General features: G+C 65.9%; 7 protein-coding genes. All 7 read left to right on the forward strand.

The annotated features are described in order from the left end of the window. Nucleotides 1–89 precede the first annotated feature (89 nt). The 7 genes from IPP68_03195 to IPP68_03225 all read left to right on the forward strand — a co-directional run bounded on the left by IPP68_03195 (nt 90) and on the right by IPP68_03225 (nt 25,785). Nucleotides 90–824 (forward strand): YebC/PmpR family DNA-binding transcriptional regulator, encoded by a 735-nt coding sequence (locus tag IPP68_03195; protein MBL0349368.1) that lies wholly within the window; start codon nt 90–92, stop codon nt 822–824. A 24-nt stretch (nt 825–848) separates the two neighbouring features. Beyond that, the gene (gene ruvC / locus IPP68_03200) at nt 849–1,358 is read left to right on the forward strand and encodes a crossover junction endodeoxyribonuclease RuvC (protein ID MBL0349369.1); all 510 of its coding nucleotides are present in this window, start codon (nt 849–851) and stop codon (nt 1,356–1,358) included. Continuing rightward, the gene (locus IPP68_03205) at nt 1,355–1,960 is read left to right on the forward strand and encodes a hypothetical protein (protein ID MBL0349370.1); all 606 of its coding nucleotides are present in this window, start codon (nt 1,355–1,357) and stop codon (nt 1,958–1,960) included. Before ruvC ends, IPP68_03205 begins: the two co-directional genes overlap by 4 nt. Nucleotides 1,961–1,963: 3 nt before the next feature. Continuing rightward, nucleotides 1,964–3,001 (forward strand): Holliday junction branch migration DNA helicase RuvB, encoded by a 1,038-nt coding sequence (ruvB, locus tag IPP68_03210; GenBank protein ID MBL0349371.1) that lies wholly within the window; start codon nt 1,964–1,966, stop codon nt 2,999–3,001. A gap of 46 nt (nt 3,002–3,047) precedes the next feature. Next, nucleotides 3,048–4,187: a SpoIID/LytB domain-containing protein gene (locus IPP68_03215; protein ID MBL0349372.1), complete on the forward strand. Its 1,140-nt coding sequence runs from the start codon at nt 3,048–3,050 to the stop codon at nt 4,185–4,187. Nucleotides 4,188–4,206: 19 nt separating this feature from the next. Next, complete coding sequence (gene queA, locus IPP68_03220; protein ID MBL0349373.1) at nt 4,207–5,262, forward strand: tRNA preQ1(34) S-adenosylmethionine ribosyltransferase-isomerase QueA; 1,056 nt, start codon at nt 4,207–4,209, stop codon at nt 5,260–5,262. A 285-nt stretch (nt 5,263–5,547) separates the two neighbouring features. Then, nucleotides 5,548–25,785: a glycogen/starch synthase gene (locus tag IPP68_03225; GenBank protein MBL0349374.1), complete on the forward strand. Its 20,238-nt coding sequence runs from the start codon at nt 5,548–5,550 to the stop codon at nt 25,783–25,785. The last annotated feature ends 9 nt before the right edge of the window (nt 25,786–25,794 follow it).

Below are 25,794 nucleotides of genomic sequence, written 5' to 3' on the forward strand. Positions count from 1 at the left end.
TTCGCCCGATCCTCCAGGGGACACGTCCGACGGCCCCCCGGTGAAATGTGGTAGAATCCGACCCACTCACCTTCTCAAGGAGTTTCGCTATGTCAGGCCATTCCCGTTGGGCGGGCATCAAACACAAAAAAGGCGCGCTGGACGCCAAGCGCGGCAAAGTTTTTACCCGGATCGTCCGGGAATTGACCATCGCGGCCAAAACCGGCGGCGGCAAGCCCGACCACAACCCCCGCCTTCGCAAAGCCATGGACGACGCCAAGGCGGCCAACATGCCCTTGGACAACGTCAAAAAGGCGATTCAGCGCGGCACCGGCGAAATCCCCGGCGTGGTGTTCGAGGAGATTTCCTACGAAGGCTACGGTCCCGGCGGGGCGGCCGTCTTTTTGACCGGCACCACCGACAACAAAAACCGCACGGCGTCGGAAATCCGGAAAATTTTTTCCAGCCACGGCGGCAACATGGGCGAATCCGGCTGCGTGGCGTGGATGTTCCATTCCAAAGGCCTCCTCACCGTGGACAAGGAAGCGTTTAAAGACGAGGAAAAGCTGATGACCGCCGCCCTGGAAGCGGGGGCCGAGGACATGAAAGCCGACCGGCCGGACGTCTTCGAGGTCATCACCGCTCCCGCCGATTTCGAAAAGGTGAAGGCGGCCGTGGCCGCCGCCGGCGTTCCCATCGCCTCGGCCGAGATCACGATGGTGCCCCAAAACATGGTGACGCTCACCGGCGGCGACGCCACCCGCACCATCGACCTCCTGGACGCCCTGGAGAACCACGACGACGTCAAAGACATTCACACCAACGGCGATATTGAAGAAAAGTAAAGCCGTGGTTCCGGGACCGTCCGCGTGAGGGTCTTGGGCATCGACCCCGGCGTGGCCACGACGGGCTGGGGCGTGGTGGAGCGGCGGGGCGACCGCTTGGTGGCCCTGGATCACGGGGTGATACGAACGCCCGCCAAAACCCCTCTGGCCGATCGCCTTTGCCTCATCGCCCGGGAACTGCGGTCCCTCGTGGCCCGGGTGCAACCCGACGCCGCCGCCATTGAAGAGCTTTTTTTCGCCAAGGAAAGCCGGAGCGCCGCCATCGTCGGCCACGGACGGGGAGTGTTGCTCCTCGCCTTGGCCGAACTGGGCCTGCCCATTCACGAATACAATCCCAAGCGGGTCAAAGTCGCCCTCACCGGCCACGGCGGCGCCGAAAAATTTCAAATGCAGAACATGATCCAACGCCTCCTGGGCCTGCCCGAAATACCCAAACCCGACGACGCGGCCGACGCGCTCGCCATCGCCCTTTGCCATTTGAACACCTTTGTTCCGCCCGCCGCTCTCGCGGGTCGGTCCGGCGGCGCGCGATGATTTCCCGCCTTCGAGGCTCCGTCGTGGAGAAAACCGCCGGGGCCGTGGTCGTGGACGCGGGCGGGGTGGGTTACGAGGTGGCGGTGGCGTCCGGCACCGCGGCCCGCTTGCCGGATTTGGGGGAAGAGGCGCGGTTGTATGTGGTGGAATCGGTGGCCATGTACGGCGGCGGAACCACCCTTTACGGGTTTTTGACCGAGGGGGAAAAACGACTGTTTAACGCTCTGCGGGACCACGTCCCGGGCACCGGGGCGAAAAAGGCCCTGGAGCTCCTGGACAAAGCTTCCGGCTCCCTCGTCGATTTTTACGGCGCCGTTGCCGACAAAAATGCCGGCGCCCTGGCGTCCCAATTCGGGTTCACCGCCAAAACCGCCGAAAAATTAGTGGCCGCGCTTCACGGCAAGTTGGACGCGGTCCCCGCTTCCGACCGTCCGGCCCGGGGCTCGAGCGCCCTGGAGGAAGCGGTGGCCGGCTTAATCGCCCTGGGCTACCGTGAACCGGCCGCCCGGGCGGCGGCTCAAACGGCCCAGTCCGGCGGGGCCGGCGGCGCGGCTCAGGATTTGATCCGCGAATCCCTGCGGCATCTGTCGGGAAGGAACTGACTCGTGGACGACCTCCGCTCCATCGCCCCCGCCGCCCAGGAAGGCGAACCGCCCCTCGACGCCGCTCTCCGTCCAAAAAAATTGGCCGAGTTCGTCGGCCAGGACAAGCTCAAACGAAACCTTTCGGTTTTCATCGGCGCCGCCAAAAAACGGAAAGAGGCGCTGGATCACTGCCTTTTTTCCGCACCGCCGGGCCTGGGCAAAACGACCTTGGCCCACATCATCGCCGAGGAGCTGGGCGTGGGGCTTCGCCAAACCTCCGGACCGGTGTTGGAACGGGTGGGGGACTTGGCGGCCATTTTGACAAGCCTCCAGGACGGCGACGTGTTCTTCGTCGATGAAATCCACCGGTTGAACCACTCGGTGGAAGAGGCCCTTTACCCCGCCATGGAGGATTTTTGCCTGGACATCATCATCGGCCAGGGCCCCTCCGCCAAAACCATCAAATTGCCGTTGCCGCGTTTCACGCTCGTGGGCGCCACCACGCGGGCCGGGCTCTTGACCGGGCCTTTGCGGGACCGGTTCGGCATCGTGGCGACCCTGGATTTTTACGAGGAATCGGATTTGGCGGTCATCGTTCAGCGGTCAAGCCGACTTTTGAACGCCGCCATCGACGGCGAAGCCGCCGGGGAAATCGCCCACCGCGCGCGGGGCACGCCCCGGGTGGCCAACCGCCTTCTGCGGCGGGTTCGGGATTTCGCGGATTTGGAGTCCGCCGGACGCATCGTGCCGGCCGTCGCCCGCCAAGCCTTGGACGCCTTGGAAGTTGACCGGGAGGGGTTGGATGCCGTGGACCGGAAGATCCTCCACGCCCTTTTGACCAAGTTCGGGGGCGGGCCCGTGGGCGTGGACACCCTGGCCGTCGCCGTCAGCGAACAGCGGGACACCGTTGAAGACGTCTACGAACCCTATTTGATCAAAGCGGGATTTTTGGCCCGCACCCCTCGGGGCCGCGTGGCGACGCCCCGGGCCTGGACGCACCTGGGGCTTTCCGCGCCGAAGGACCCCTCGGCGGTATCCCCCACCCTCTTCGCCCCGTGACGCCGCCGGTGCCGGCCCGCTTCAACCTTCTCCCGTAAATCCTCCCGTGCGCGCCCTTCGATTGGGTTTGGTCTTGGCGTTGTTGCCCGTGGCGCCCCTTCGGGCGGACCGCCGCCCGCCCTACGTTCCGCCGATTCTCCGCATCGGACTCCTTAAACAAACCACCTCGGTGGATTTGGGCCCCGGCGATTATTTATTGGAAGGCCCGGCCCCCAGAAAACGTTTAACCCTTAAGAAAGCGGCCCGGCTTCAAATCGCGGGGGCCGGGTTCATTGTGAACAAGGCACGGTGGGGAGCCTCCGTGATCCTCGCCCCCACGACTCCCGCCGACGAGGTCTGGTTGAACGGGCGTCCCTACCGGGGCCGGCTGGAAGTCACCCGAACGGGCCCGGCTTTCCGCGTGGTGAACCTGATTTCCGTCGAAGACTATCTCCGCGGCGTCCTTCAGATGGAAACCTCCGATACGTGGCCCGAGCAGGCCCTCAAAGCCCAAGCGGTTATCAGCCGCACCTACGCGCTTCGCAACCGCGGCCGTCACGGTCGCCAGGGGTTCGATTTTTGCCGGGAGCCCCACTGTCAAACCTACGGCGGGGCCCAGGCCGAACGCCGCCTGACCGACGCCGCCGTGGACGCCACCCGGGGCGAGGTTCTCGTGGACCGAAAACACCGCCTGGTGGGGACGGTGTACCATTCCTGCTGCGGCGGATCCACCGAATCGGCCGAGAACGTTTGGGAGCGGGGCGGCCAACCGTATTTGGCGCCGGTCTCCTGCAAATGGTGCCGGGGCTCGCCCCACTACACCTGGACGGCCAAGGTGTCCAACGAGTTGGTCACTCGGTCCCTCCAGACGGGCGGCGTGCCGGTGGGCACGGTGCGGGCCCTGGGCATTTTATCCCACACGCCCTCGGGCCGGGTGTACCGCGTCCGGGTCTACGGCGATCGCGACACCGTCGATTTAAAAGCCAACGTCTTTCGAAACCTGGTGGACCCGCGGCTCATTCGGAGCACCTTTTGGTCCGGGCTTTCCAAACGGGGCAATGTTTGGCAAATCCACGGCCGGGGGTGGGGGCACGGCGTGGGACTTTGCCAATGGGGCATGCGCTCCCTGGCGGAAAAAAGCATGAACTACGGCCAAATCCTCCGTTATTATTACCGCGCCGTTTCCATCGACGATTTTCGTGAATAACGGGAGCGGAGCGGGGTTTCTGGAATTTCCGGAGATACCCGAAGAGCTGATTGCCCAATCGCCGTCCCCGCGGCGGGACGCCGCCCGGCTGCTGGTTCTCCCCCGAGCGGGCGGGGAGGTCGAGCACCGGGTGTTTTCCGAATTGCCGGACTTTTTTTCGCCCGGCGACGCCCTGGTGTTGAACGACGCCCGGGTGATTCCCGCCCGGTTGACCGCCCGAAAACCCACGGGCGGGCGCGTCGCCCTCCTGCTCCTCAAACGGTTTCCACCCGAGGCGGGCGGGGAACGCTGGACCTCCCTGGCGACCCCGAAACCGAAACCCGGCCTTCGTCTCGTCTTGTCGGACGGAACCGCCGCGACCGTTCTGGGCCCCGCCCCCGACGGGGAGCACGAAATCCTCTTCGAGCGATCCATCGCCGGGGATTTGGACCGGCTGGGGCGTCCGCCGCTCCCACCCTACATCGCCGCGCCGGCTTCGGCCGAAACGGATCAACGGGACCGGGAGTACTATCAAACCGTGTATGCCGCCGACGGGCCCCTTCCCGACGACGGCCGGGCCCACGCTCCCGGCGCCGTCGCGGCCCCCACGGCCGGGCTCCACTTCACGCCGGCGCTCTTGGACGCTCTGCGGGCCCGGGGCGTCCAGGTCCTGTTCCTGACCCTGCGCGTCGGGTGGGGGACTTTCCGACCCATCGCGGCGGACTTCCGGGACCATCGCATGCTGCCCGAAGAATTCTATTTGCCGGCGTCCACCGCCGATGCCGTCAACGAAACCCGACGGCGCGGCGCGGCCGTCTGGGCCTGCGGCACGACCGCGGTCCGCGTGTTGGAATCCCAAGCCGACGAACAGGGACGCCTTCGGGCGGGCGCCGGCGAAACGGGGCTCTACATCGTTCCCGGCCATCGTTTCCGTATCGTCGACCGGTTGATCACGAATTTCCACATGCCCCGCCACACGCCGCTTCTGCTGGCCGCCGCCTTCGCGGGCGTGGATCTCCTTCGGGATTCCTACCGCCAAGCCGTCGATCGCCGTTACCGTTTCATGTCCTACGGCGATGCCATGGCGATTCTTTAGTCCCGCATTCGTTTACACAAGATTTACAATTCCCCAAGGGCGCGTTAACCTCCCGAAATTATCATTAGGTTGTTCCTAAGATGTTTGCCGATTCCCCGGGAGGGACGCCTTGCACCGATTAATTGCCTCCGATTGCCAATGCGACGCCTGCCGCCAACGGCGCGTCGCCTATCTGTGGGTTCGCGGCGGCCGACGGGACCACCGGTCTCGGCCCCCCCACACCGAAACCTCGAAACGACCCCCCGAAAAAACCAAATTGCGCCAATGGTGGAGCAACCTTTTCCGATGCGGATAAACGGCCGATCCTTTTCGACCGCGTTGCGCCGCGGCGCCCGCCCCGTTCTGGGCGGCGCCCTGGCCGCCGTTTATTTCCTGGTCAACGTTCCGGGGGTATACGCCGTCGAATCCAGCTTTTGGTCGGACCGGCGGGAGCGCGCCGGACGACGGCGGTCGCCGGACAATCCAACCCTTTTAGCGCAATTGCCGTCGGGGGCTCGTGCGCCGTTGGGGGACGCGGTCCTTCCCCCGGTCGCCGGTCGATTGTCCGAGGAGTCCCTGGGCGGCGCCGCCCGCCTTCCGGCCAAGACGCCCGCCTCCCCCGCCCTGCAACGGGCGTTCGGCTGGTTGCCCGCCGTGGTCGCCCCCTACGGGGACGTTCGCGACGTTTATTTGTCGCCCCGCCCCGGCGCGCCCACCATCATCCACCTTCAAGACGCCCACGAAATCGCCGAAGCCCAAAGGAACCTCGCGGGCCTGACCACGGCCCTGAAATCCGCCCGGGGGCTCTCCCTGGTGGGCCTGGAAGGCGCGGTGGGCGCCTTCGCCCTGGATCCCTATCGCCGTTATCCCAACGCCGACATCACCCGGGCCTTGGCGGACACCTTTTTGGGATTGGGCTATTTGACCGGCCCCGAAGCGGCCGCCGTGACCGGCGACAAGCCGCCGCTCCTCTGGGGCGTGGAAGACGCCGGCCTTTACCGGGACAACATTTCCGCCTTCGAAAATTCCGAACGAACCCGGGCTCGCGTTCAAGCCTTGGCCGCGAAATTGTCGGCCGCCGCCGACGAGGCTCGCGACCGTTATTACTCCCCCGCCCTTCGGGCGCTGGACGACCACCGCCGGGCCTACCACGAGCGGAAAGAAGGTTTGGCCGCTTACGCCGCGTATCTGTGGGGTCTGCGCAAAGGATCGCGGACCGAATTCGAGAACACGCGCCTGTTGCGGGAAGCCCTGCAATGGGAGGAGCGCCTCGACTTCGTCCAAGTCGAGAACGAGCGCCGGGCCCTGGTGGAGGGTCTTTCGCGCCGTTTGCCCGAGGACGCCCTGGCCGGACTGGTCCGGGAAAGTCTGGATTACCGGGCGGGCCGCCTCTCCTACGGGGACTACCACCGGTATCTCCGCCGTCTCTGCGCGGACCACGGGTTGGGGTTGGAGCGTTATCCTCAATTAAGCGCTTACGTGTCTTACGTCTTGTTGGCCGAGCGGATCGACCGGGACGGTCTTCTTCAAGAGCTGGTCGCCCTGGAAAAATCGGCGGAATCCGCCCTGGCGGTTTCCCCGGAGGAAAAGGCCCTGGTCTCCGTGCGCCGCGGTCTGACTCTGCTGGACAAATTAACCACCCACGGATTGACCCCGGCCGAGTGGCAGTCCTATCTGGTCGAAAGGCCCCGGTTGTTGGCCCTTCCCAAAACCCTTTCGACCCTGGTTCCCGGACGGATCGCCGGCGCCGACGCCCTGACGCCGGAAACCCTCGATTCCTTCGAGCGTTTTTGCTCCCGGGCCCTGGACCGCAACGGCGCGCTGATCAAAAACCTGTTGGAAAAAATGCGGGCCGAGGGCGCCTCGGCCGCCGTCCTCGTGGCGGGGGGCTTCCACACGGCGGGGCTGGCCCAGCTTTGCCGTCAACAGGGTCTATCCTACGCCGTCGTTTCCCCCCGACTGGCCAAAGTGCCCGCCGAGACCCGGCCCCTGGACGTGTTCGCCCGTTCGCCGCTCCCCTTGGAGAAAATCCTCGCGGGCGACGTCATCCATCTGGCCTACCCCCGGCTCGGCCAGGCCGCCGGCGAAGGATTGGCGGCCCAGGGCGCCGCCGCGGCCCGCCAGCAGACGGCCCAAATCCTCTGGGCGTCCTTTCAGGAATTTCTGGGGGGCCTCGCCACCAATTTTTCCGAAGGCGACCGCGACCGATTCGCCGAATTTGCCCGCCAATTTACCGCCGTGAGCGATTTAAGTGCCGACGTGTTGGAGTTGGGCGGGGGGATACGCGCTCTCGCCGTTCGGGTCACGGTTTCCAATGGGGACAAGAAGGAATTGGCGCTCCTGAGCGCCCCGGACGGCCGGGAAAACGTCTACGACCGCTTCGGCGCGGAGCCGGCCTTCGCGGGGCGGGTGGAATTGCCCTCGGGTCCCCTGGCCCTTCGGGTGTATGCGTTGAGCGATGTGTCCGGCCCGGGCCTGATCGGCCGGGTGGTTTGGTGGGGGGACCGCACACGGGGGTATTGGTCGGCCCACGCTCGGTCGTTGATCCAGCAATTGAATTTCCGGCTCGCCGGTTTGTCGGCCCCCAAAAAAGCCGTCGTTGAAACGGAGCTCTCCCTGGAGGAAGCCCACGGCCGGGCCATCGCTGAAGTTTCGGCCCGGTTGGGTCTGCGGACCCGGGAACTGGAACCCATCGCCCACCACATGGTCCGGGTTCGGGACCTCGCCGATCATCTGGCGCGGTCCCTCGGAACGAACGCGGAGGACATCGCGCTTCTCCGTTTGGCGGCGAGCGCCCACGACATCGGCAAATTCCACGAGGACTGCGTGGAGCACGTGATCACCCCCGATATCTTTCCCAAGGATTCCCCGGCGTTCCGGGCCCTGGCCGAACACGAACAATTGGTTTTCGACGTTCTGGGCCGGCAAAAACTCGTCCTGTCCGCGGAAGTGGCGATGATCCTCCGCGCCCACAGCGCCCTCGGGGCCGGGGCGAAGGAATCGCTGGACGCGGTGCCGGGCTTGACGGAGCGGCACGTCCGGCTGGCGTTGATTTTGTCGTTGGCCGACGTTTCCGACGGGTACCGCGACATGCACCGGCCGTACATTCAAGCCTTGGTGCAAAAAAGCGGTTTCCCGACGCTGGATCAACTTCGCCGCGAATTCCTGAAATACGCCGCCAAAGCGGCCGGCAGTTCCTACGCCGGGGCCCTGCCCGACGCGGAGTCGGTGTTCGCCCGGGCGGCGGCGGAGCCCTGGTTCGCCGCCGCCACGGAACGCACGTTGATCGAACACGTCGCCGGTTTGGTGGAAGCCGCCACGGCGGGCGATCCCGACGCGGAAAAAGCCCGGCGGCTTTCCCGGGAGATTTCATCCCACCGAATTCCCGCGTTGGCCACCCCGCCCGACCGGTGGTGGTCGGCGTTGGTCGAATCCCTTTTTGTTCGAGGCGCGACGGGCGATCAACGGGCGGCCGTCCTGGAGTCGCTGTTGACCACGCTCCAAACCGAAACGGCGGCGGGCCGCATCGATGGCGGTTTGGGGCTCGCGGGTCTGACCGCGGGCCTCCTTCCCGCCGGGCGGTCCCGTCCGGCCGCGGCCCGGGAAATTCTTTTGGCGCGGGAATGGACCTCCGAGAAAGCGTTGGCCAAGGACATCGACGCGACGGCCCAAGCCGTTCGCGAGCTCGCCGCGCAATACCCCGCGGTGGCCCCGGCGGCGTTGTCCTCGTTGACCAGTTACGCCCTGGGGGAAACCGAAGGCCACGGCGCCTGGGACGGTTCACCGGCCCGGCTGGAACTTTCCCGCCGAGGGAACACCCTGCGTCTCCGCATTGAAAACGACGGGGGGTATCCGCTTCCCAATCGGGCGCCCAAGAACATCCGCAACCGTTCCTTCACTCCCGCGACCGCGGAGCCGCTGATCTACAGTTCCCGGGGCGTGGAGTCCGGGTCGGGCGCCGGGACCGCCTACATCGCCGTTTACTTCCATCAAATCTATCAAGCGGGTCTTCCGGACCAACTCACTTCCCGGGCCCGATTGGCCTGGACCCAGCGGGCCCTGGGCGAAAATCGGTACCGCATCGCCCTGACGGTCCACCTTCCCTTGACGTCGGCGGCAACGATTCGGGGCGGCGCCATCCCCGCCGTCGCCGCTTTTTGGGAGCCCAAGTTCGTCTCTCTCCTGGGCGAACGTTGGGGCCGCTACTTTTATCGCGCGGTGGCCGGGCCCACCCTGGAAGACCTGTTCGGCGGGCTCCGCAACGCCGAATCCATCAACAGCGCGCTTCTCTTTCCGCTCCTCGTTGGTTTCTTGATGAATCTCGGGGGCGATCCGGTCCTGGGCGCCTTCGTTCCCGCCTTTATCCTGTTCTTTAACCGCCTGCTGTTCGTGGCGCGCCATCCCGAAGGCCAGCGAACCGAAGCCGGGTTCGTCGCCGCGCTGGGAGGCGCCGGGGCTTTTGCCGTGGCCTGGATGGGCGCCTTTTCTCCGGTGGCGGTGGCTCTCGGTTTCCTCGCGGGATGGTCCTTCCACGTCGCGACCAACGCCGTGTTCAATTTGCCCGTCCTTTTCCAAGGGAAGTCGAAGGAACCGTCGGCGCCCGCGGCCCCGGCCCGAACAAAAATTGGATTGGTCCTCCTGATGATGGGGACCCTTTTCCTCTCGCCCATGTACCGGGGCGGGGGGAGCGCCCTGATCGACGCGGCGGCCGACCGCTGGGCCGGGTTGGGCATCGCCGCGATCGGCCTGTTGATGTTGGCGACGTCGGGCAACCCCTTCGCGAACGCCAAGCGGGGAATCGACCGGATTTTGACCTCGTCCTTTGCCCAGGGCCTTTCCCGGCGCTGGACGGGACTGGTGCGCTGGATCGGCCGGAACAAAAGCCCCCTGTTGGCCGCGGGCTTCGCCGCCGCCCTGGGGTCCCTTTTCGGGCCCTCCAACCCCGAATTGATGATCGCGGCGGCCGCGGCCACCGGGACCCCCCTGGTGCGCCGGTCGGAACGCCGGGATCTGAACATCGCCTCGGTGAGCGTCGAGTTGGCCCCGCCCCACGGGGAGGTCAACCGGCAAATCCGGGGTCTGATGGCTTTCGGTCACTCGATCCTTCGCCGCAACGCGGCGGGCGGGTGGAGCGCGGAGAACCACCGGGGCGCCCTGTCCCTGACGACCCGCGACGGGGAGGACCTGTCCCGGGACGGCGTTCTCAACGATTTCGAAATTCACCTGGTGGGCGACGGGGCGTTCCGTTACCTGCACGTTTGGCCTTGGGGCGCCCAGGAGGGCCACGGCGGGGGTTTAAGCACCGTCGGAACCCTGAACCCCGTCAAACGCGTCTTCATCGCCCGGGGGTTGTGGGAATCCGACCGGGAACGGGCCTTGACCGTCCTGAAGCACGAAGCCACCGAAGTTAATTTGTGGTGGGAGCATTCGCTCAAGTTGGGTGACGAAAAACAAATCGTCAGCGTGGACCGAAAAGCCGAGGCGCTGGCCGCCGTCGCGGCCTTTCGCGGGCGCCCGCGCAAAAAAGCGGACGCGTTGGTCGCGGCCGACGCCAAATTGCCGACCATCCGCGAATGGATTCGGGCCAACGCCCTGGGGGCCGTGGTGGCCCTCACCAACCGGTTTCACAACATGGCGAACCGCCGCTACCGGACCGAACACCCCATGGATTTCATTCCCCTTCCCAACACCCTGAGCGGTTCGGTCGCCATGGTGAGCTGGGAGCACCGGGACTTTTTCAAGAGGGGCGGCTTGGGCGACGCCATCAGTGAAGCGTCCTTCAATCTGGCCAAGCTGGGCCAGGACGTGGACCTTTACATGCCCATGCACAAGGAAATGGAAAACAAGGTCCCCTGGGTCGACACCCACCTCACCGTGCCGGTGGCGACCGCGGGGGAACGGGTGGTCTTCCATCTGTTCCGAACCGAGATCGACGTGCCGACCCCGGGCGCCGGCCGCTTAACGGTGTACGCGCTGAAAGACGTCACCCCGCGGTCCGGCGACACCGAACGCTGGCGGCTCTTCCAGTACGGGTACAACCCCCCCAACGACCTGCGGTATTACGATTACCCGCTCAAGGAATCCGCCTTGGGAGCCAAAGCGGTGGTGGAGGCCATGAAATTGGTGAGCGGTGACCGGCGGGGCCGCGTTCGCTACCGGGCCGTCAACGCCCACGACTGGCAAGCCGCTTTGGTGCCCGTGCTCATGAAAGGGGACGCCTCTTTCGCCGGCGTCGGTCGCATTTTGACCGTTCACAACGGGGCGTACATGGGGAATTTCCGCCTTAAAAACGACGACGGGACCGACAGCTACAACCAGGAATTCCTCCGGGGGTTGGGCCTTCCCGCGGGCTACGATCGTTTCGGTCCCGGCGACCCCATTGAATTTCACGGCCAGATCGTTCTTCAGAAGGCGGCGCTGCTGGCCGCCCACAAGATCAACCCCGTCAGTCCCCAATACCGCAACGAATTGCTGAGCCCCGATGACTACGTGTTGCCCGGAAACACCCGGGACATGGCCGGGGTTTACCGCGCCCGTCAAGCCGATCTGGTCGGCGTGATGAACGGGTTGGACGACGACATCTGGAACCCCGAGCGGGACCCCGCCATCGCCGACGCGCCCTACGCCTACACCCCCTTCGTCGCCAGGGACGTGCGCGAGAAAAAACCCGCCAACAAGTCGAATTTTCAAAAAGCCCTGGGGTTGACCGTGGATCGCGATGCGCCGATGCTCTACACGTGCGCCCGCCTGTCGGAGCAAAAAGGGTTCGATTTCGTGGCGGACGCCATGGAAGGCTTGTTGACGGAATTTCCCAAAGCGCAGTTCGTCCTCATGGGGGACAGCGACAACTCGGAAATGGGCAACGACCTCGCCCGGCGATTCACCGATTTCATGACACGCTACCCGGGCCGGGTTTGGTTCGGGCCTTTCGGGGGCCGCGGGGGGTGGGAACATTACATGGGGGCCGCGGCCGATTTCGTTTTGTCGCCCTCCCGCTTTGAGCCCTCCGGATTGACCGAGAAAAAGGGAATGCGTTTGGGCGCCGTCCCCATCGTCCGGGCCGTGGGGGGCCTGCAGGACACCGTCGTCGATCCGCGGGAGGACGCCGACAACGCCAACGGCTTCAAATTCATCGAGCCCACGGGCGCCGCTTTCGGCGAAGCCGCCCGCCGGGCTCTGCGGGCCTACGAGGCCGGCCACGGTCAACGTTTGGGCGACGAGCCCAACATCGATCTGCTCCAGCAAAACGCCATGCGCACGCCGAAATCCTGGGAGGACGTGGCGCGGGAGTATTTGGGACTCTATTCGGCCGCCCGGGACGCCGCCCACGACGAATCGACCGCCGAAGTGGCCGCGCGCCGCCACGCCGTTCCCCCCGCCGCTCCGCTGATCGGCCATTTGCCCGCGGGCGTCGACTTGGGCGCGATTCGCCTGGAACGGGGGGACGAAGTCCGCGGGGCCCTGGCCGACCTCGAGGAATGGATGGCCACGGTCGTCAGCGGCCCGCCGCCGACGCTGGCCGGTTCCCGCCGGGGCGAGACGATCCCCCAAACGTTGGATATGCTCCGCCAGGAACTCGGGGCTTTGTCGTCCGACGCGGACGCCGGCCTTTTCGACGCCGACGCGTTCCAGCGCGAATCGGCCGGGCGGGTCCTGGGGTTCGGTTTCGCCGAAACCAAAACCGCCACCGGCCGGGCGCGTTTGGGATTGAGCGATGAATTTTTCAACCCCGACTCCGTTCTTTATCCCCACCGTCGGGAGGCCCTCTTTCACGAAGCGTACCACGTCGTCCTGGGGGTGGCGGACAACTCGACGATCCATCGCGACGCTCTGCGGATTCAGGCGGCCTTGTTTTGGGGCGTGCCGGTGGAAGAAGCCTACGCCCTTTCCCTGGAGCAATTGGAGGCTCATCCCAAGAACGCCCTCGGTCGAGCGCTTCGGGTGCGGCGCCTCCTCCGGGATTTCCGCGGCGAAGACGTCAACGGTTTGGCGGACCTGCTTGGGGAAAAACTCGAAAACGGCCAGCTGATTCCTTTTCTGACCGAGGCCGACGACGCGCTCAACGCCCCCCTGGCCCTGTCCCCGACCGCGTTGGAGCGTCGAACCTGGGAGCGGGTGGACCTCATGCGCCGCCTCGAAGGCCAACCGCCCAGGGGCCGCGGCGACCTGGACCCCCGCTTCCTCGAAGCCCGGCGCGCCGAAGAGGATTGGTCCAAACCCCTCATCGAATCGGGTCCCGTGGAAGCCCCGCAACCTCTGCTGAAAGCCATCGCTCTTTTAACGACCGAGCAGGAGGATCGCCTCCTGAACGAGTTGAGCGCCGCCGTCGCCCAGGATTCCGCTTTGGCCGACCGGCCCATCGTGGACGACATTTTTTTAATGACGGGACGGATCCCCAAGGGGTGGGCGAAGCTGCACGGAATCGCTTATCAGCGCGTTTACCATCTTTCCGCCGAAGGCCGGAAGGTTTGGGCGGGAGGGCTCGGGCCCGTGCAGGTGTTCCACAGCGACGCCGAACGGCAAATCACCCGGGATTCCGCATTCGACGTGGTGGACATCGAGCCCGATTACACCCACCGTCGAACGGCCGAAGGCATGGTGCCCGCCGAGCGCGCGCGGCCCTCCACCCCGTTGAAGCCCTCCTTGGAGCCGCCCTTTGACCTGGAAGTGAAGTTCCAGGGCCGGCCCGTCAAAATTCGCGTTCGGCCCATGCGGGGCCCCGAAGGCAATCCCGTCTACCTGTTCCGGGACAATCCCGACGGGGACGCCCATTTCACCAAACAGCTTTACGACTATCGGCCCAGCGGCGACAACCCGGCCTCCTGGGAGGAATTCACGGCGTTTTTCGGGGTGGCCACGCTCGCGGTCATCGGCCGGTTGGAGGAAAATCGCTCCAAGGCTCTGGGCGCCCAATGGCGTCCGCCCGTGCTGCACGGCAACGACGCGCAAACGGCCATGGCCATCGTTCTCCTGGCCGAAATCGTCCGGGGGGGAAATCCCCGGTCCGAGGAATTGGTGCAGTCCGTTCCGTTCCTGGCGAAATTGGCTCCCCTGGCGGCCCGTACTTTTAAAACGCATACCTACGGGAACCGCCAGGGCTACACCTGGGGGAGGCCCGAGGATCACTACGGGGTGGCCTCCTATCTGAGCGGAATTCCCGAATGGGACCACCAGCGATTGAATTTTTATTTTGCGCGCCGAGGGCCCGAAGCCCACGGGTATCCGGACGTCACCGCGGCGGCCATCGCCGCCACCCCGGGTCACGCCCAGGCGGTGGCCCGCAAGCACGGGTGGGACGTCATGCGGAAATACGACGATCCCCAATCGGTGGTGGGCATCACCAACGGCGCCAACCTGAAGTGGTCGGCGGGGCTTTTTTGGGATTATTTGGACGAGGTGGGGCACGAAAACGCCGACCGCCTGCGGCCCACCGCGGAACAGGTCCGGGACGCCAAACGGCTGGCGAAGGAGCGATTTTTCACGGATTTGTTGGTCCATCCGCAGCATGTGGAAGAGCAATTCTACCGGCGGTTTCGATTCATTTTGAACGATCCGGCCAAACGGGGGGAGCCGACCCCCGCCGTGGACCCCGCCCTGTTGAGCCAGCCGACGGTGGGTTTTGTGGGACGGCTGGTGAATGAAAAATTCAACATGAACCGCGGCTGGACCACCCGAAACATTGAAGAACTCGTCAAAGCCGGCTACAACGTCGTGTTGTTCGCTCCGATTCAGCAGAAAAGCGACCCCACCAGCCCCAGCGCCGCCATGGCCCGGACCCTGGAGGCCCTTTCCGGAAACTTGGATCGGGAGTGGCGGCCGGGACACGGCCGGCTGATTTACATCGATTCCCGGGATTCGGAACTGAAAAAATCCGCCCTGGCCTCTTTGGATATCCTCGTCCTCGATTCGGACAAGGACACGGAAGCCAACGGGTACACGGAAGTCGCGGCCTCCGCCTCCGGGGCCCTCGTTCTGTCGCCGCCCTTTCACAACGGCGAAGGGTTGATTCGCGGCCAAGGAATGCCCATCGATTTCTCGCAACCCGGCCACGGAAACACCCTGATCCCCGACAATCAAAAGCCGGAATCGTACGTGGCGGTCTTGAAGAAGGCCCTGGAGGTCTACCAACAGCGTCCCATGGATTTCGCCGCCCACCAGGCGACCTCGGTCCGTCTAAGCCGCGTGCTGGAAGCGCGTCTCACCGCGGCGGCTTCCCTGCGGGATTTCAACTTGAGCTACTCCCTCCCCCTGGGGGTCGCGACGGATCCGTTGTGGTTCGGCGGGGTGAGCGTGGCCGAAAATCAACCCGCGAACCTGGAAGCGTGGGTGCGCGTGCGCCCGGGCGTGGATGCCACCCACTTGGACGTCCGGGCCCGTCTGGGCGAAGTCCCCGCGGGCCCCGCCTGGGGCGGGGAATGGTCCAACGGCCGGGAAATCCGGCTGGAGCCGGCGGGCCCCGCGGTCACGGCCGCGGACGGTACCGTGGCCCTGCGTTTTGCGAAATCGGTGGAACTTCCCCGCGGCGCCTACGAATTCGTCGTGGAGTCCCGGGATCGCCGGGAACCCCGGTATTGGGTCCTTCAGGACGGCATTCGCTGGGGGCAAAACAACCGTTTGCTGGTGGGAACCCCGGCCCCGACCGGCGCTCCCGCGGGTCTTCTGCCGCTTTGGCGGCCCGTCATTCAGAATTTCCGGTTTGCCGGCTGGTCCGACCGAACCACCGTCCGGGTCCTGGGCGTGGTCGAAGAACTTTTCCTGATGGGCGCGGTCACGCTCCTGGGCCGGGTTTTGGAAATGACGTTGGGTCTTCCCAGCGGCGTGAGCTTGTTGCTTTCCGCCGGGACGGCGGTGGCTCTCTTCCCCCTGGGTCACGTGGGCGGCGTTCACTTCTTTGAACCCAGCGGGCGCCTGAAACTTTATCAAGCCACGGCGCGGGATTTAACGAAGCTCACGATCCTGGGGGCCGGACTGCGCACCGTCCACCTCGGTTTGGCCCTGGGTCTGCCCTGGTTGCTCACGGCCCTGGCCGGCGCTCCGATTTTGGGCCCGCCGGGCGCGTGGATCGAATTGGCCGCGCAACTCCTGCCCTTTTTGGCCGTGCCCCTCCTCCACGGCCGCTACAACGCCAACCCGCCCCGGGGATGGCCGCTGGGGATCCTCTCCTTTCAGCACGCTCTTCTGGCCATCCGCTGGGGCACGACGGTCTCGGCCGGATTCTTTGAGCGCTTCGTTCCCCGTCAAGGCGTGCCCGTGGGGGACGGGTACATTTCAAATCCTCGCCGGACGGCGCTCATCGACCGGACGGTCGCGGCCCTGGCCGGCATGGCCGACGCCCGACTCAACGGCCTCAACCCCCTTTCCCTTAAGGGAATCCTCGACATTGTTTTGAAAAACGTGGAGCAACACGGCGTTCCGGGGGCGGACGCCCAGGCCGCCGCGCGGATCGACGGCGGGGATTTTCTGTTGGAAATTCGAAACGAAACCATCGCCCCGTTGTCGCCGGAATTGAACGGTGAATTTTCCGTCGGCCGGAGCAACCCCCGCGTGGCGGTCGAAAACCGGTCCCCCGGAACGGGGTATGGCATCGGGGTGACCCGGTTGCCGGGTTTGGTCCGGGGCTTGTACGACGTCGGCGCCGCCGATTTCGCCGAGCGGGCCCGATGGTCCTGGACCACGGACGCCGCGACCCGGGAAGTCGTTTTTCAATTGCGCGCCCCCCTTCCGCCCGCGCCCGCGGCGGGGAAAGCCCACGAATTTGTTTCGGAATGGGAAATTCCGGGCGCCGTTCCCGAAGCGCCGGCCCCGGTCCCGATCTGGGGGTTGGTCGGCCGTCGGTTCGTGGCCCTGACGGCCTCCGTGGCTCTCTTTATGAGCGGATTGGTTTCGGATTCTTCTCGGGCCTGGTCCCATCCGGTTTCCCCGGCGACCCGCGAAGCGTCGGCCGTTCCCGCCGGCTCCGATCAACCGTCCGCCTTGCTTTCCGCGGGGGCGATGGTCGTTCCCCTGGCCTCCCGCCGTCGGCGCAACGATTTTTGGCATCAAGTCGAAGCCGGGAAACACCCGGGTTGGCGGCTTCTGCGCGTCCCGGGGGCGAACGGCGAAACCATCGAAGCCGCGGTGAAGGAATCCGGCCAGGGCCCCCTGGTGGTCTGGAATTACGGCGGCGGGGCGGGTCCCGTTTTGAATCGGCAAGCCGATTGGTTCGCCAACCGGCCCGGGGTGGTCGTTCGCCGGCGGGACGCCGACGCCCACGTCCTGGTGGGTCAAACCGCCGGGGACACCGTCACGGTTTTGGAACAAATTCGCTCCCGCGGCGGTCCGGATTGGTCGGACGGCGGCGCCCTCGTCGTGGGGCATTCCTTGGGCGCCCACGTCGCCACCACCGTGGCTCTGCGCCTTCAAGCGATGTCGCCGGGGGCCGTGCGGGGGGTCGTTCTTCTCAATCCGCCGGTGCCCAATGGCCTTTGGTATTCCATGTTGATCGGCTGGCTCTCCTTCTTGAAGGGCGTCAGCGAGACTTTGGATTCCTGGATGGAGGCCGCGCGCTTCTCCTCCGCCTCCCGTCGGTCCCTTCGCCAACAGGAATCCCAGTGGTGGGGCCATTTCATCGAAAACTGGATCCCCTCGGCGGACGACGCTCGAACGACGGCCGACGCCCCGCCGGCCGTCCCCTGGGCCCTCTTCAACGGGTGGGACCACTTGCTGTCCGAGTCCCGGGCCCTGGGGAATTATTTGGAGACGACGCTGGCGGAATGCTTGGCCGAACTTTCGCGACTGCCCGCTCCGTTGCTGGTGGTCGGATCCCCCCACGATCCCCTGTGGGGGGAATTCGCGGCTTTTTATCGCGCGCTCCACCTTCGCGAGGTCGGCGAATCCGACGTTCTTCCGGAAACGGCCGCCCGGGCGCCCGCCCGCTTGTACGTCGAATTGTCGAACGGCGGCCAGGACGTATTGGCGGAGCACTCGCCCCACATGTCGGCCCGCGCCGATCGGCTCAACGCGATTCTGGAGTCCTTTGCCCGGGCGGCCGACGGCCGCGGCCGCGCGGTGGGAGCCATCGGCCACCGCGTGGAGTTGGATTCGATTCGCTGGGGTCCCGACGGCTCCCTGATTTTCGCCCTTCAGCGGCCCGGCGGCTTCCCCCGGGACCTGCCCATCCTCTCGGCGACGCCGACGCGTTTTTCCGTTAAAGAGTCGATCGGCCGCCTGCGCCTTCGGGGCGGGGACCGCGGGACCCGATCCTCCGCGGACCCCCTGCGGCCCTTGGCGGATCTTTTGGACCAACGGAGAATGTCGGCGCCCGCGGTCTACCGATTCGAGGATTCCCCCTTTAACCTTCGGGGGCTGGCTTTCGCCGGCACGGGGCTTCACAACGCCGCCCTGGCGATTCACCAGGACCTGGCCCAATCCCAAGCGATCCGCGATCTGGCCATCCTCCACGAATTCCTCGAATACCTCTCCGCCAAAGGCTTCCTGGTCTACCGCTACGCGGCCGAAGAAGGGCTTCTTCGGATGAGTTTGAAAGTCCCGGGGACCTGGAGCGACTTCCAACGCCGGTGGGAGATCGAACTGCCGCCGGCCGCCGCCGCTCTGGCCGCCCGGGGGGCGGAACGGGCCCACTACTTCCACCGCGCCCTGACCGCGGCCGCCTTGAACGACCTGGATGGGGAATTGACCCGGACCATCCGGGAATCGGTGCGCCGACGGTTGCGGGTGGTGTCCGCGGCGAACGTCGGCGGTCGGGATAGAACCCTTCAGCCCGTTGTTCGACGCCTGCGCCGCAACATGGAATCCGAGCATTTCATACCGCTCCTGGCCGAGTGGCTCCTCCACACGGGGATCCCCCGGAAGGACGGGTCCTTCAATTTGTTGCGCATGGAATTCCGGGCCTTTCCCAGCGGCGTGGTGTTGGAACGGCACGGCACGCTGGAGGAGCTCGACCTGAAAAGCCGCGGTTTTCAAACCGTTCGGTCCCTCCGTTCCGGGGACGTGGTCGTCCTTCCCTATTTGTTGAGCCAATTGATCGACGGTTACCGCCAACGCGTGGCCGAAACCGGGAAAGAACCGGACGACGTTCATCCCAACGCCCTGCTGATGGATTTCCTCACCGCTCTTCCCGCCGGGGTGGTGCTGGCCTCGGTGGAGATGCCCTCGACCCTCGGGCAGTGGGGCCTGGAGGGGGCGCCCCTCGAGGGCTGGCTTCGCAATCACGCGCTGTGGGACGTGCCGCTCTGGCGGTTCATCCACGACACGGGTTGGTTCGACAACGTCTTGCCCCGGGCCGTGCCCCTCGACGCCCTGGACGGCGACCGGTTGAATCTGGACAACGGGACGTTCCTCACGCTCCAGGTCAAGCGGGATTCCCGGCTTCCGTCCGGCGGCCGGGCGGCGACCGGCGCCGTGTTGTCGCTGGCGTCCCCGAAGGGCGGGGACGGCGCTTTGTCCTCCCTCCTGACGCGCCGCTGGACGGAAAACGTTCTTCGACGGTGGGGGTTCCAACCGTCCGATCGATCCGTTCGCCTCGTCGCCGCCCTGGGCGTGGCCTGGTGGTACGAATTTCCGCGGACCCTCGCGGCGACCCGATTGGCCGATTTCGTTTACGAACACCCGGGGCCCCGGTGGATTCGTGTCGCCGGTTTGGCGGCGGTTTACGCGACGATGGGGTGGGCCTTCCTGGAAACCCTTCAATTCATGACCGGTCAAGCGAACCTCGTGCGTTTCGTCGCGGCCACGGCGGCGGCCCTGTTGGCCAATCCCCTGGGTCATTTCGCGTGGAATCTCGTTTTCGTTTGGACGGGGTGGGAACTGACCCGCGGTTCCGCCGTCCCCGCCCTCCCCATCCGCGCGGCCGGCCGTTCCCGGAGCGGATGGCGGGTGAAAACGGATTTGAGCGAACTGGAATTCCGTAACCGGAACACCGCGCCCGAAACCTGGACGCCCATTCCCCTTAAAGCCGAAGACAACGGAAGCTCCGCCCTCCCCTTCCTTCGACGCCCCTACGAACTTTTCCCCCGGTCCCCCCGCCGGGAAGGACCCGACGCCCCGAGCACTTCGGAAGTGGCCTACCTCCGGGTCGTCAAGGCCCTGGAATCCCTCGGCGCCTTGACGCCTCGATTGCTTTCGTACGACCCCGCCGCCCGGTTCCAGACCCCGGGCAAATCGGAACTTTTCGGACTGCGGGCGTTCTCCCATTGGATGCAAAAAAGCGACGGGGACTTGGTGGGCACGCCCGAGGGGTTGTCCTTCGTCGTCCTTCCCGCCGAGCTCTTTTCGGACCCCGCCGTCGCCCCGGCCGATCGCCGGGAGTATCTCGGAACGGCCGTCCTGATCGAGGCCATAAAAATTTTGCGTCTGGCCGGTCGCCTGACCCTGACCCTGGAGCGGGACGAACGGGGACCTTGGTTGTTGCTCTCGGTAACGAACGCCCAGGGGCGGGTGGAAACTTCGCGCTTCCTGGTGTACGGCGAGGTGGCCCGCATCCTAAGCCACCACCGGGATTTCCACCATTTGGCGCGGGCCCTCGTCGCCTATTGGATCCCGACCGCCGAAAAACGATTGAACGATTTTCTGGTGGCCCGGGACCTTCGCGGCTACGTGGAGATTTCGCCGGCGGCCGCGACCGCCGCCGCCCGCCCGCCGGCCCCGTGGGGCCGGGTCGCGGCGGCGCTTTTGGTCGGCGCGGCTCTGTCCTTCGGTCTGCCCGGAACGGATTTCATTTCCACGGCCGCCGCGGCGACCTGGACCCCCGCTTCCCCCGTCCGGTGGTTGGATCCGTCCTTCGTGGCGACCGCCCTGACCTTGATTTTGCTCGCCGCGGCGGCGACGGTGGAGCCGCTTCGGGCCGGACTCCGCCGGTGGCCGGACCGCCTGGCGGCCGCCAAGGATTCGATTTTGATGATGGCCACGAGCCGCGGTCCCCCGGGCGGCCGCGGTCGCGGCGGGAATGGAAAACTCGGCGGAGAAGGCCCCCGCGTACCGGCCCGTGAAAAGGCCGAATTGCTTTTCAAGTTCAATGGGAAAATCGCCCTGGCGCGGAACGCCGGGGATTTTGAAACCCTCCGGGAAATATCGAATTGGGTGAAAGGCCTATCGCTTCGCCACGATCCCGACCTGGAGGCCGCCGTCCAACGATTGATCGCCGTCCACGACAGCCGCCGGGATTATCACTGGCGGCGGATGATCGGCAACGAAGAGCCCGCCGCGACGATCCAAGACGAATTGAAGTCCCTTTTGTTGAGTCGCCTGGGTTGGTCGCCCTCCCGACCGGCCCCCGCCGAAACGGAACGCCGGGCGACCGTTCTGTCGGCGGAAATTTTCAGCCGCGATCCTCGCAACAGCCGGGAATTGGATCAATGGATCGGCGAGGCCGTAAGATCATTGAGTCGGGACCTCCCCGCCAACGGCGGTTTGGAGCCGGCGATCCCCGTCGTTCCTTCCCCGTGGACGGGCGTGGCCACCGAAATAAAATCCGCGTCGGGCGAATTGCTGGCCACCATCCAAAAGGACGAGAACCGAAACGGATGGGTTCGGTTCTACGATGCGTCGGGTCGTCTTCGCCGGATGGAAAGCCGGGATCCGGCCCGTCCCGTCGTGGTTGTGAGGGAAGTCGGCCCCGGGGGCCGGCTCGACACCGTGATCGGCGGGCCGCGCTCGGCGGGGGGCGCTCCCCTGTCCCCCGTGTCCTTGGAGACGGACCGGTTGATCGAGGCCTTGGCGAATTACCACCGGTGGATCGCGGACTACGCGTCCTCCTTGCGGCGTCAAGGGGTTTCCGTGGAAGAAGCGACCGAGGCCGTGGAGTCCGCCCTTCGCGCGGGTCGCTACCGTTTGGCCGAACTGGTCGTGCGGAGCTGGCTGGACCTCCCGGGCATGTACCGCCGGGCGGTGAACGGCGAAGAATCCTACCCGAACGAATTTCAAAGCCCACGGTTTCAGGGGACTTTTGCCGATTTTGTCAGAACGGTCGGGGAACGGGGGGCGGTCCACGGCCTGAACAGCGCCACCTTGAAGGAGAATTCGGACGGCTCCCATTATTTTGTCCACGAGTTGATGCCGTTTACCTTGCTGGAAAACAGCATCAATTATCACTTTGCGAACATGCGCAATGACCTCAGCCCGGCGGGGGAAAACGAGCGGCCCGTCATCCTCTTCTTCGACATTGAGAAGTTGCCGCCCTTGTCCATGAAAAACCCGCTGGAAGTCAAATTCCGCGAAATGGTGGAAGCGCCCTTGGTCGCCCTGCGGCCCGAGAGTCGGCGGGTCGCGGAATCCCTCGTTGGCCCCCTCGAAGGATCGGGGGCGACGGCCGACGTTCGCCGGGCGCTGGACGACGCCGCCGGGTGGGCGCCGACTCCGGGGGCGGGACGAGCCCAACGGGGATACTCCCTGCCAATCGTTTTGGTGGGTTTATCGTTGGGGACTTTGGTGGCCCTTTCCGTGATTCCGTGGATTGGAATTTTCCCGTCTCTGGCGGCGGGCCTCCTCTCCGCGATCGCCGTTGCCTTGGCGGCGGAGAATTTGTTGATCCTCCCCGGCATCCGGTACGGACCTTCCCGGGCCGCTTTCGAGACCCTGCGCCGGGCGGTGGCGGCGACCCAAACCATTCCCGAGGACGACCGGGCCCTGGCCGACCTTAAGAAATCGTTTACGGAGTTTAAGGCCGCGATGAAGGAATCGGCGGGCGGGATGCCCGACGCCTCCTCCTACCGCGCCTTCATGTGGGCGTTTTCCGACGGTTTGGACGCCGTGGTTCGGGAAGTGTTCCGGCGCGCGGCCCGGAAGCACCGCCTCTTGAACCGCACGGCCCTGATGGCCCACGGCAGTTACGGGTCCCGTCGGCCGGGCCTGATATCGGACGTCGATTTGCACCTTCTGCTTCCGAACGACTTGGCCTACCCGGCCCCGGACAACGAGACGGGCGCCGCCGCCGAGGCCCTGTATTACGGATTGGAAAAAGTCCTGAGCGCCCAGGACCCCAAGCCGCTGAAGGATTATCAGCACGCCGGCGACGTTGAGCGCGCCATGGCCTTTTGGGAACCCAGGTCCCATGAGATGGGGAGTCTCTACACGGGCGTGGACGCTCTGCGGGTCTACGGGTTGAACGCGCGCCCGGTGGCCGGCAACGCCCGGTTGTTCGAGGAGGGCGTCCGGCCGGGCTACCGGCGCCTGCTTTCCCGAAATCGGCGCGAAATCCTGCGCGGGGTGATCTTGGAGAGGGAGGCCCAATTTGAAAGGGCCGATTCCAGCTTGCTGCGCCCGGATTTCAAGGCCGGACTCGGGGGGGTCCGAGAATACGACGCCATCACTTGGATGAGCCGGTTCCTCTTTCCCCGGGGGGCCGAGGGGTTGGTCGGCCTTCTGTCGGGCTGGGCCGTTCTGGCGATTCAGCGTCGGGTGTCGCTCGGGCAACTGCTCCGGGCGCGGCAAGCGTTCCTTCGTCAAGCGCGCCTTCGGGACCGGCGCGTTGAATTCGAATCATTGACTCGCCCGGAGAAAATCCAATACGTCCAGGACGCCAGCCTCTTGTTCGACACGTTGGTGTCCCTTCAGCAGTCCTTCTGGCTCGAGGTGCGCCGACCCGAGGACCCGGAATATTTGCCCTTCTTTTTGGCCAGCGCGGGCTGGCGTCCGCCTTCGGCCACGACCGTCCAAGGGGCATTGGACGACGCGCTTTCGAAACGACAAGGCGGGGTGGTGGCCGTCGGGGCGCGGCGTTCCGGGGCCGACGGCATGGCCGAATTCTCCATCGAAGTCCTTCGGGACCGGCCCGGCGTTTTGGCCGTGCTTTCGGGCCTCATGGCGTCCCAGGGATTCAGCATCCGAGCGGCCGAGGCCCGATTTGAGCGGGGCCGGATCTTTGACCGGTTTTACGTCCATCTCGGTTCCCTCGCCGCGGCGGACAAGAAAGTCCAGGACCGGGAAATCGCCCGTCTGGGTCAAACCGTGGAAAACGCGGCCGCCGATGTTTTGAGGGGCGAGCGGATCGACCTGGGGCGCGTGGCGGGGGAGTTCCGGGCCGCCGGCCGGGATTACCGCTTCGTCTTGCCGCGCAGTCGGCCGGTGGTCAAAACCCTGGCTTACTTCTCCGGAGCGGCGGAGGCCCGGTCGCTCACGGTTTTAACCTCGGACCGGGTGCTGGGCGACGATGCGGGGGAGAAAGAATATCTCGGAACCCTGCACGTCATCACCCGGTGGCTGGCGGAAAGGGGCCTCAACATCGTCGGGGATCCCAGCATCCGCACCCAGCGGGGCATCGTGATGGACACCTTCGGCCTGCGTCATTCGGACGGATCGTCCTTGACGGCCGCGGACGAGTCGACGGTGGAGGCGGTTCTCCAGCAATTCCTGGACCTCCCTGAAATCAGCGAAAGCGATTTCGGCCGGGACTCCGCGCTTCCCCCGATCCACGGCTCGGGGGAAGCCCCGGCGGGAATTCCGCTTCTTGGGGGGATGCCGAAGGCGACGCTCTTCGGGTGGAGCGCGCCCCTGTTGGCCGGGTTCCTCCCCGGCGGCCCCGCGTTCTTGCTCGTGGGGGGTATGGTTTTCTTGGCCGTTCACTGGTTCCAAAGCCGGGCCAAGACACGGGCGGAGAAGCCGGCGCCCGCGACGTCGCCCGTGGGGACGAGGCTTCTTTCCCGGGACCTGCTGAAGAGCGCTCTTTTGGGCGGTCCCGTCGGCCAAGTCATTGATTTCTCGCGGTACGACCTGGACGCGGCGTCCCTGCGCGCCGACGCCCTGGCCGGCCGCGCGGCGGCCCGGGACCGGCGGGAACAGTTGGCCCGGGATTTGGGTTTGGAGCACGGCGCGTCCCTGGACGACATCGGTTATCGCCTGGGCCAACGGCACCGCGCGGGCCGGACGCCGTTGTCGCGGACGGAAGACCCCACCGCGCGGTTCGCCGACGAAATCGGCCTCTTGGCCCTCCTTTCCGACGGGTGGACCCGCGCCGGCGACCTGCCCGCCGACGCGTCTTCCGCCCTCGCCCAATACCACCGGGGCCAGGGACTCCTCGGCCTGCCCGCGCGCGTGACCGAGGCCTTGGCCGACGGCCGCCGTTTGGCCTTTGAAATTCCCACCGATCTGTTGCGTGGAAGAATCGCCGGGGAGCGGGACGCTTCGCTGGTCCGGGCTCTGGCCCTCGCGGCCGCGGCGTCCCCCGAGAACGAACGCTTGTCCTGGATCCTCCCCGCGGGAGTCGGTCGGGCGGAGCTGGACCGGTTCTTCGCCGAACGGCCCGAATTGGCCGCGCTTCAATCCCGGGGGAACGTGGTGGCGAAAGACAGCGCCCGCCTGGACGCCGCCGTCGGGCCCGCCTATTCCGTAAAGAGGCTGCTTCTGGAAGTCCAGGGCGTCAAAGACGAGTCCCGCTTGGCGGCCACGGACCTTTTCCTCTTGAACCGGGGCGAATGGAAGCTGGACTTGAGCGACGGCGCCAAGGGCTTGGTCAAGCTCTTGATCCTCTTGGCCGGCGACGTGGTCTTCGACGCCACCGACCGCCTCGCCGACGACGTGAAGCGCCTGAACGTCGTTTCCACCAACGCCTAGTCCGGCCCG

This window comes from Elusimicrobiota bacterium, assembly GCA_016722575.1.
Classification (GTDB): Bacteria; Elusimicrobiota; Elusimicrobia; order FEN-1173; family FEN-1173; genus JADKIY01.

Excerpts from the sequence above, each read along its gene's own strand:
- IPP68_03195 (MBL0349368.1), top strand. The coding sequence starts at position 90 with ATGTCAGGCCATTCCCGTTGGGCGGGCATCAAACACAAAAAAGGCGCG.
- IPP68_03205 (MBL0349370.1), top strand. The coding sequence starts at position 1,355 with ATGATTTCCCGCCTTCGAGGCTCCGTCGTGGAGAAAACCGCCGGGGCC.
- IPP68_03225 (MBL0349374.1), top strand. The coding sequence starts at position 5,548 with ATGCGGATAAACGGCCGATCCTTTTCGACCGCGTTGCGCCGCGGCGCC.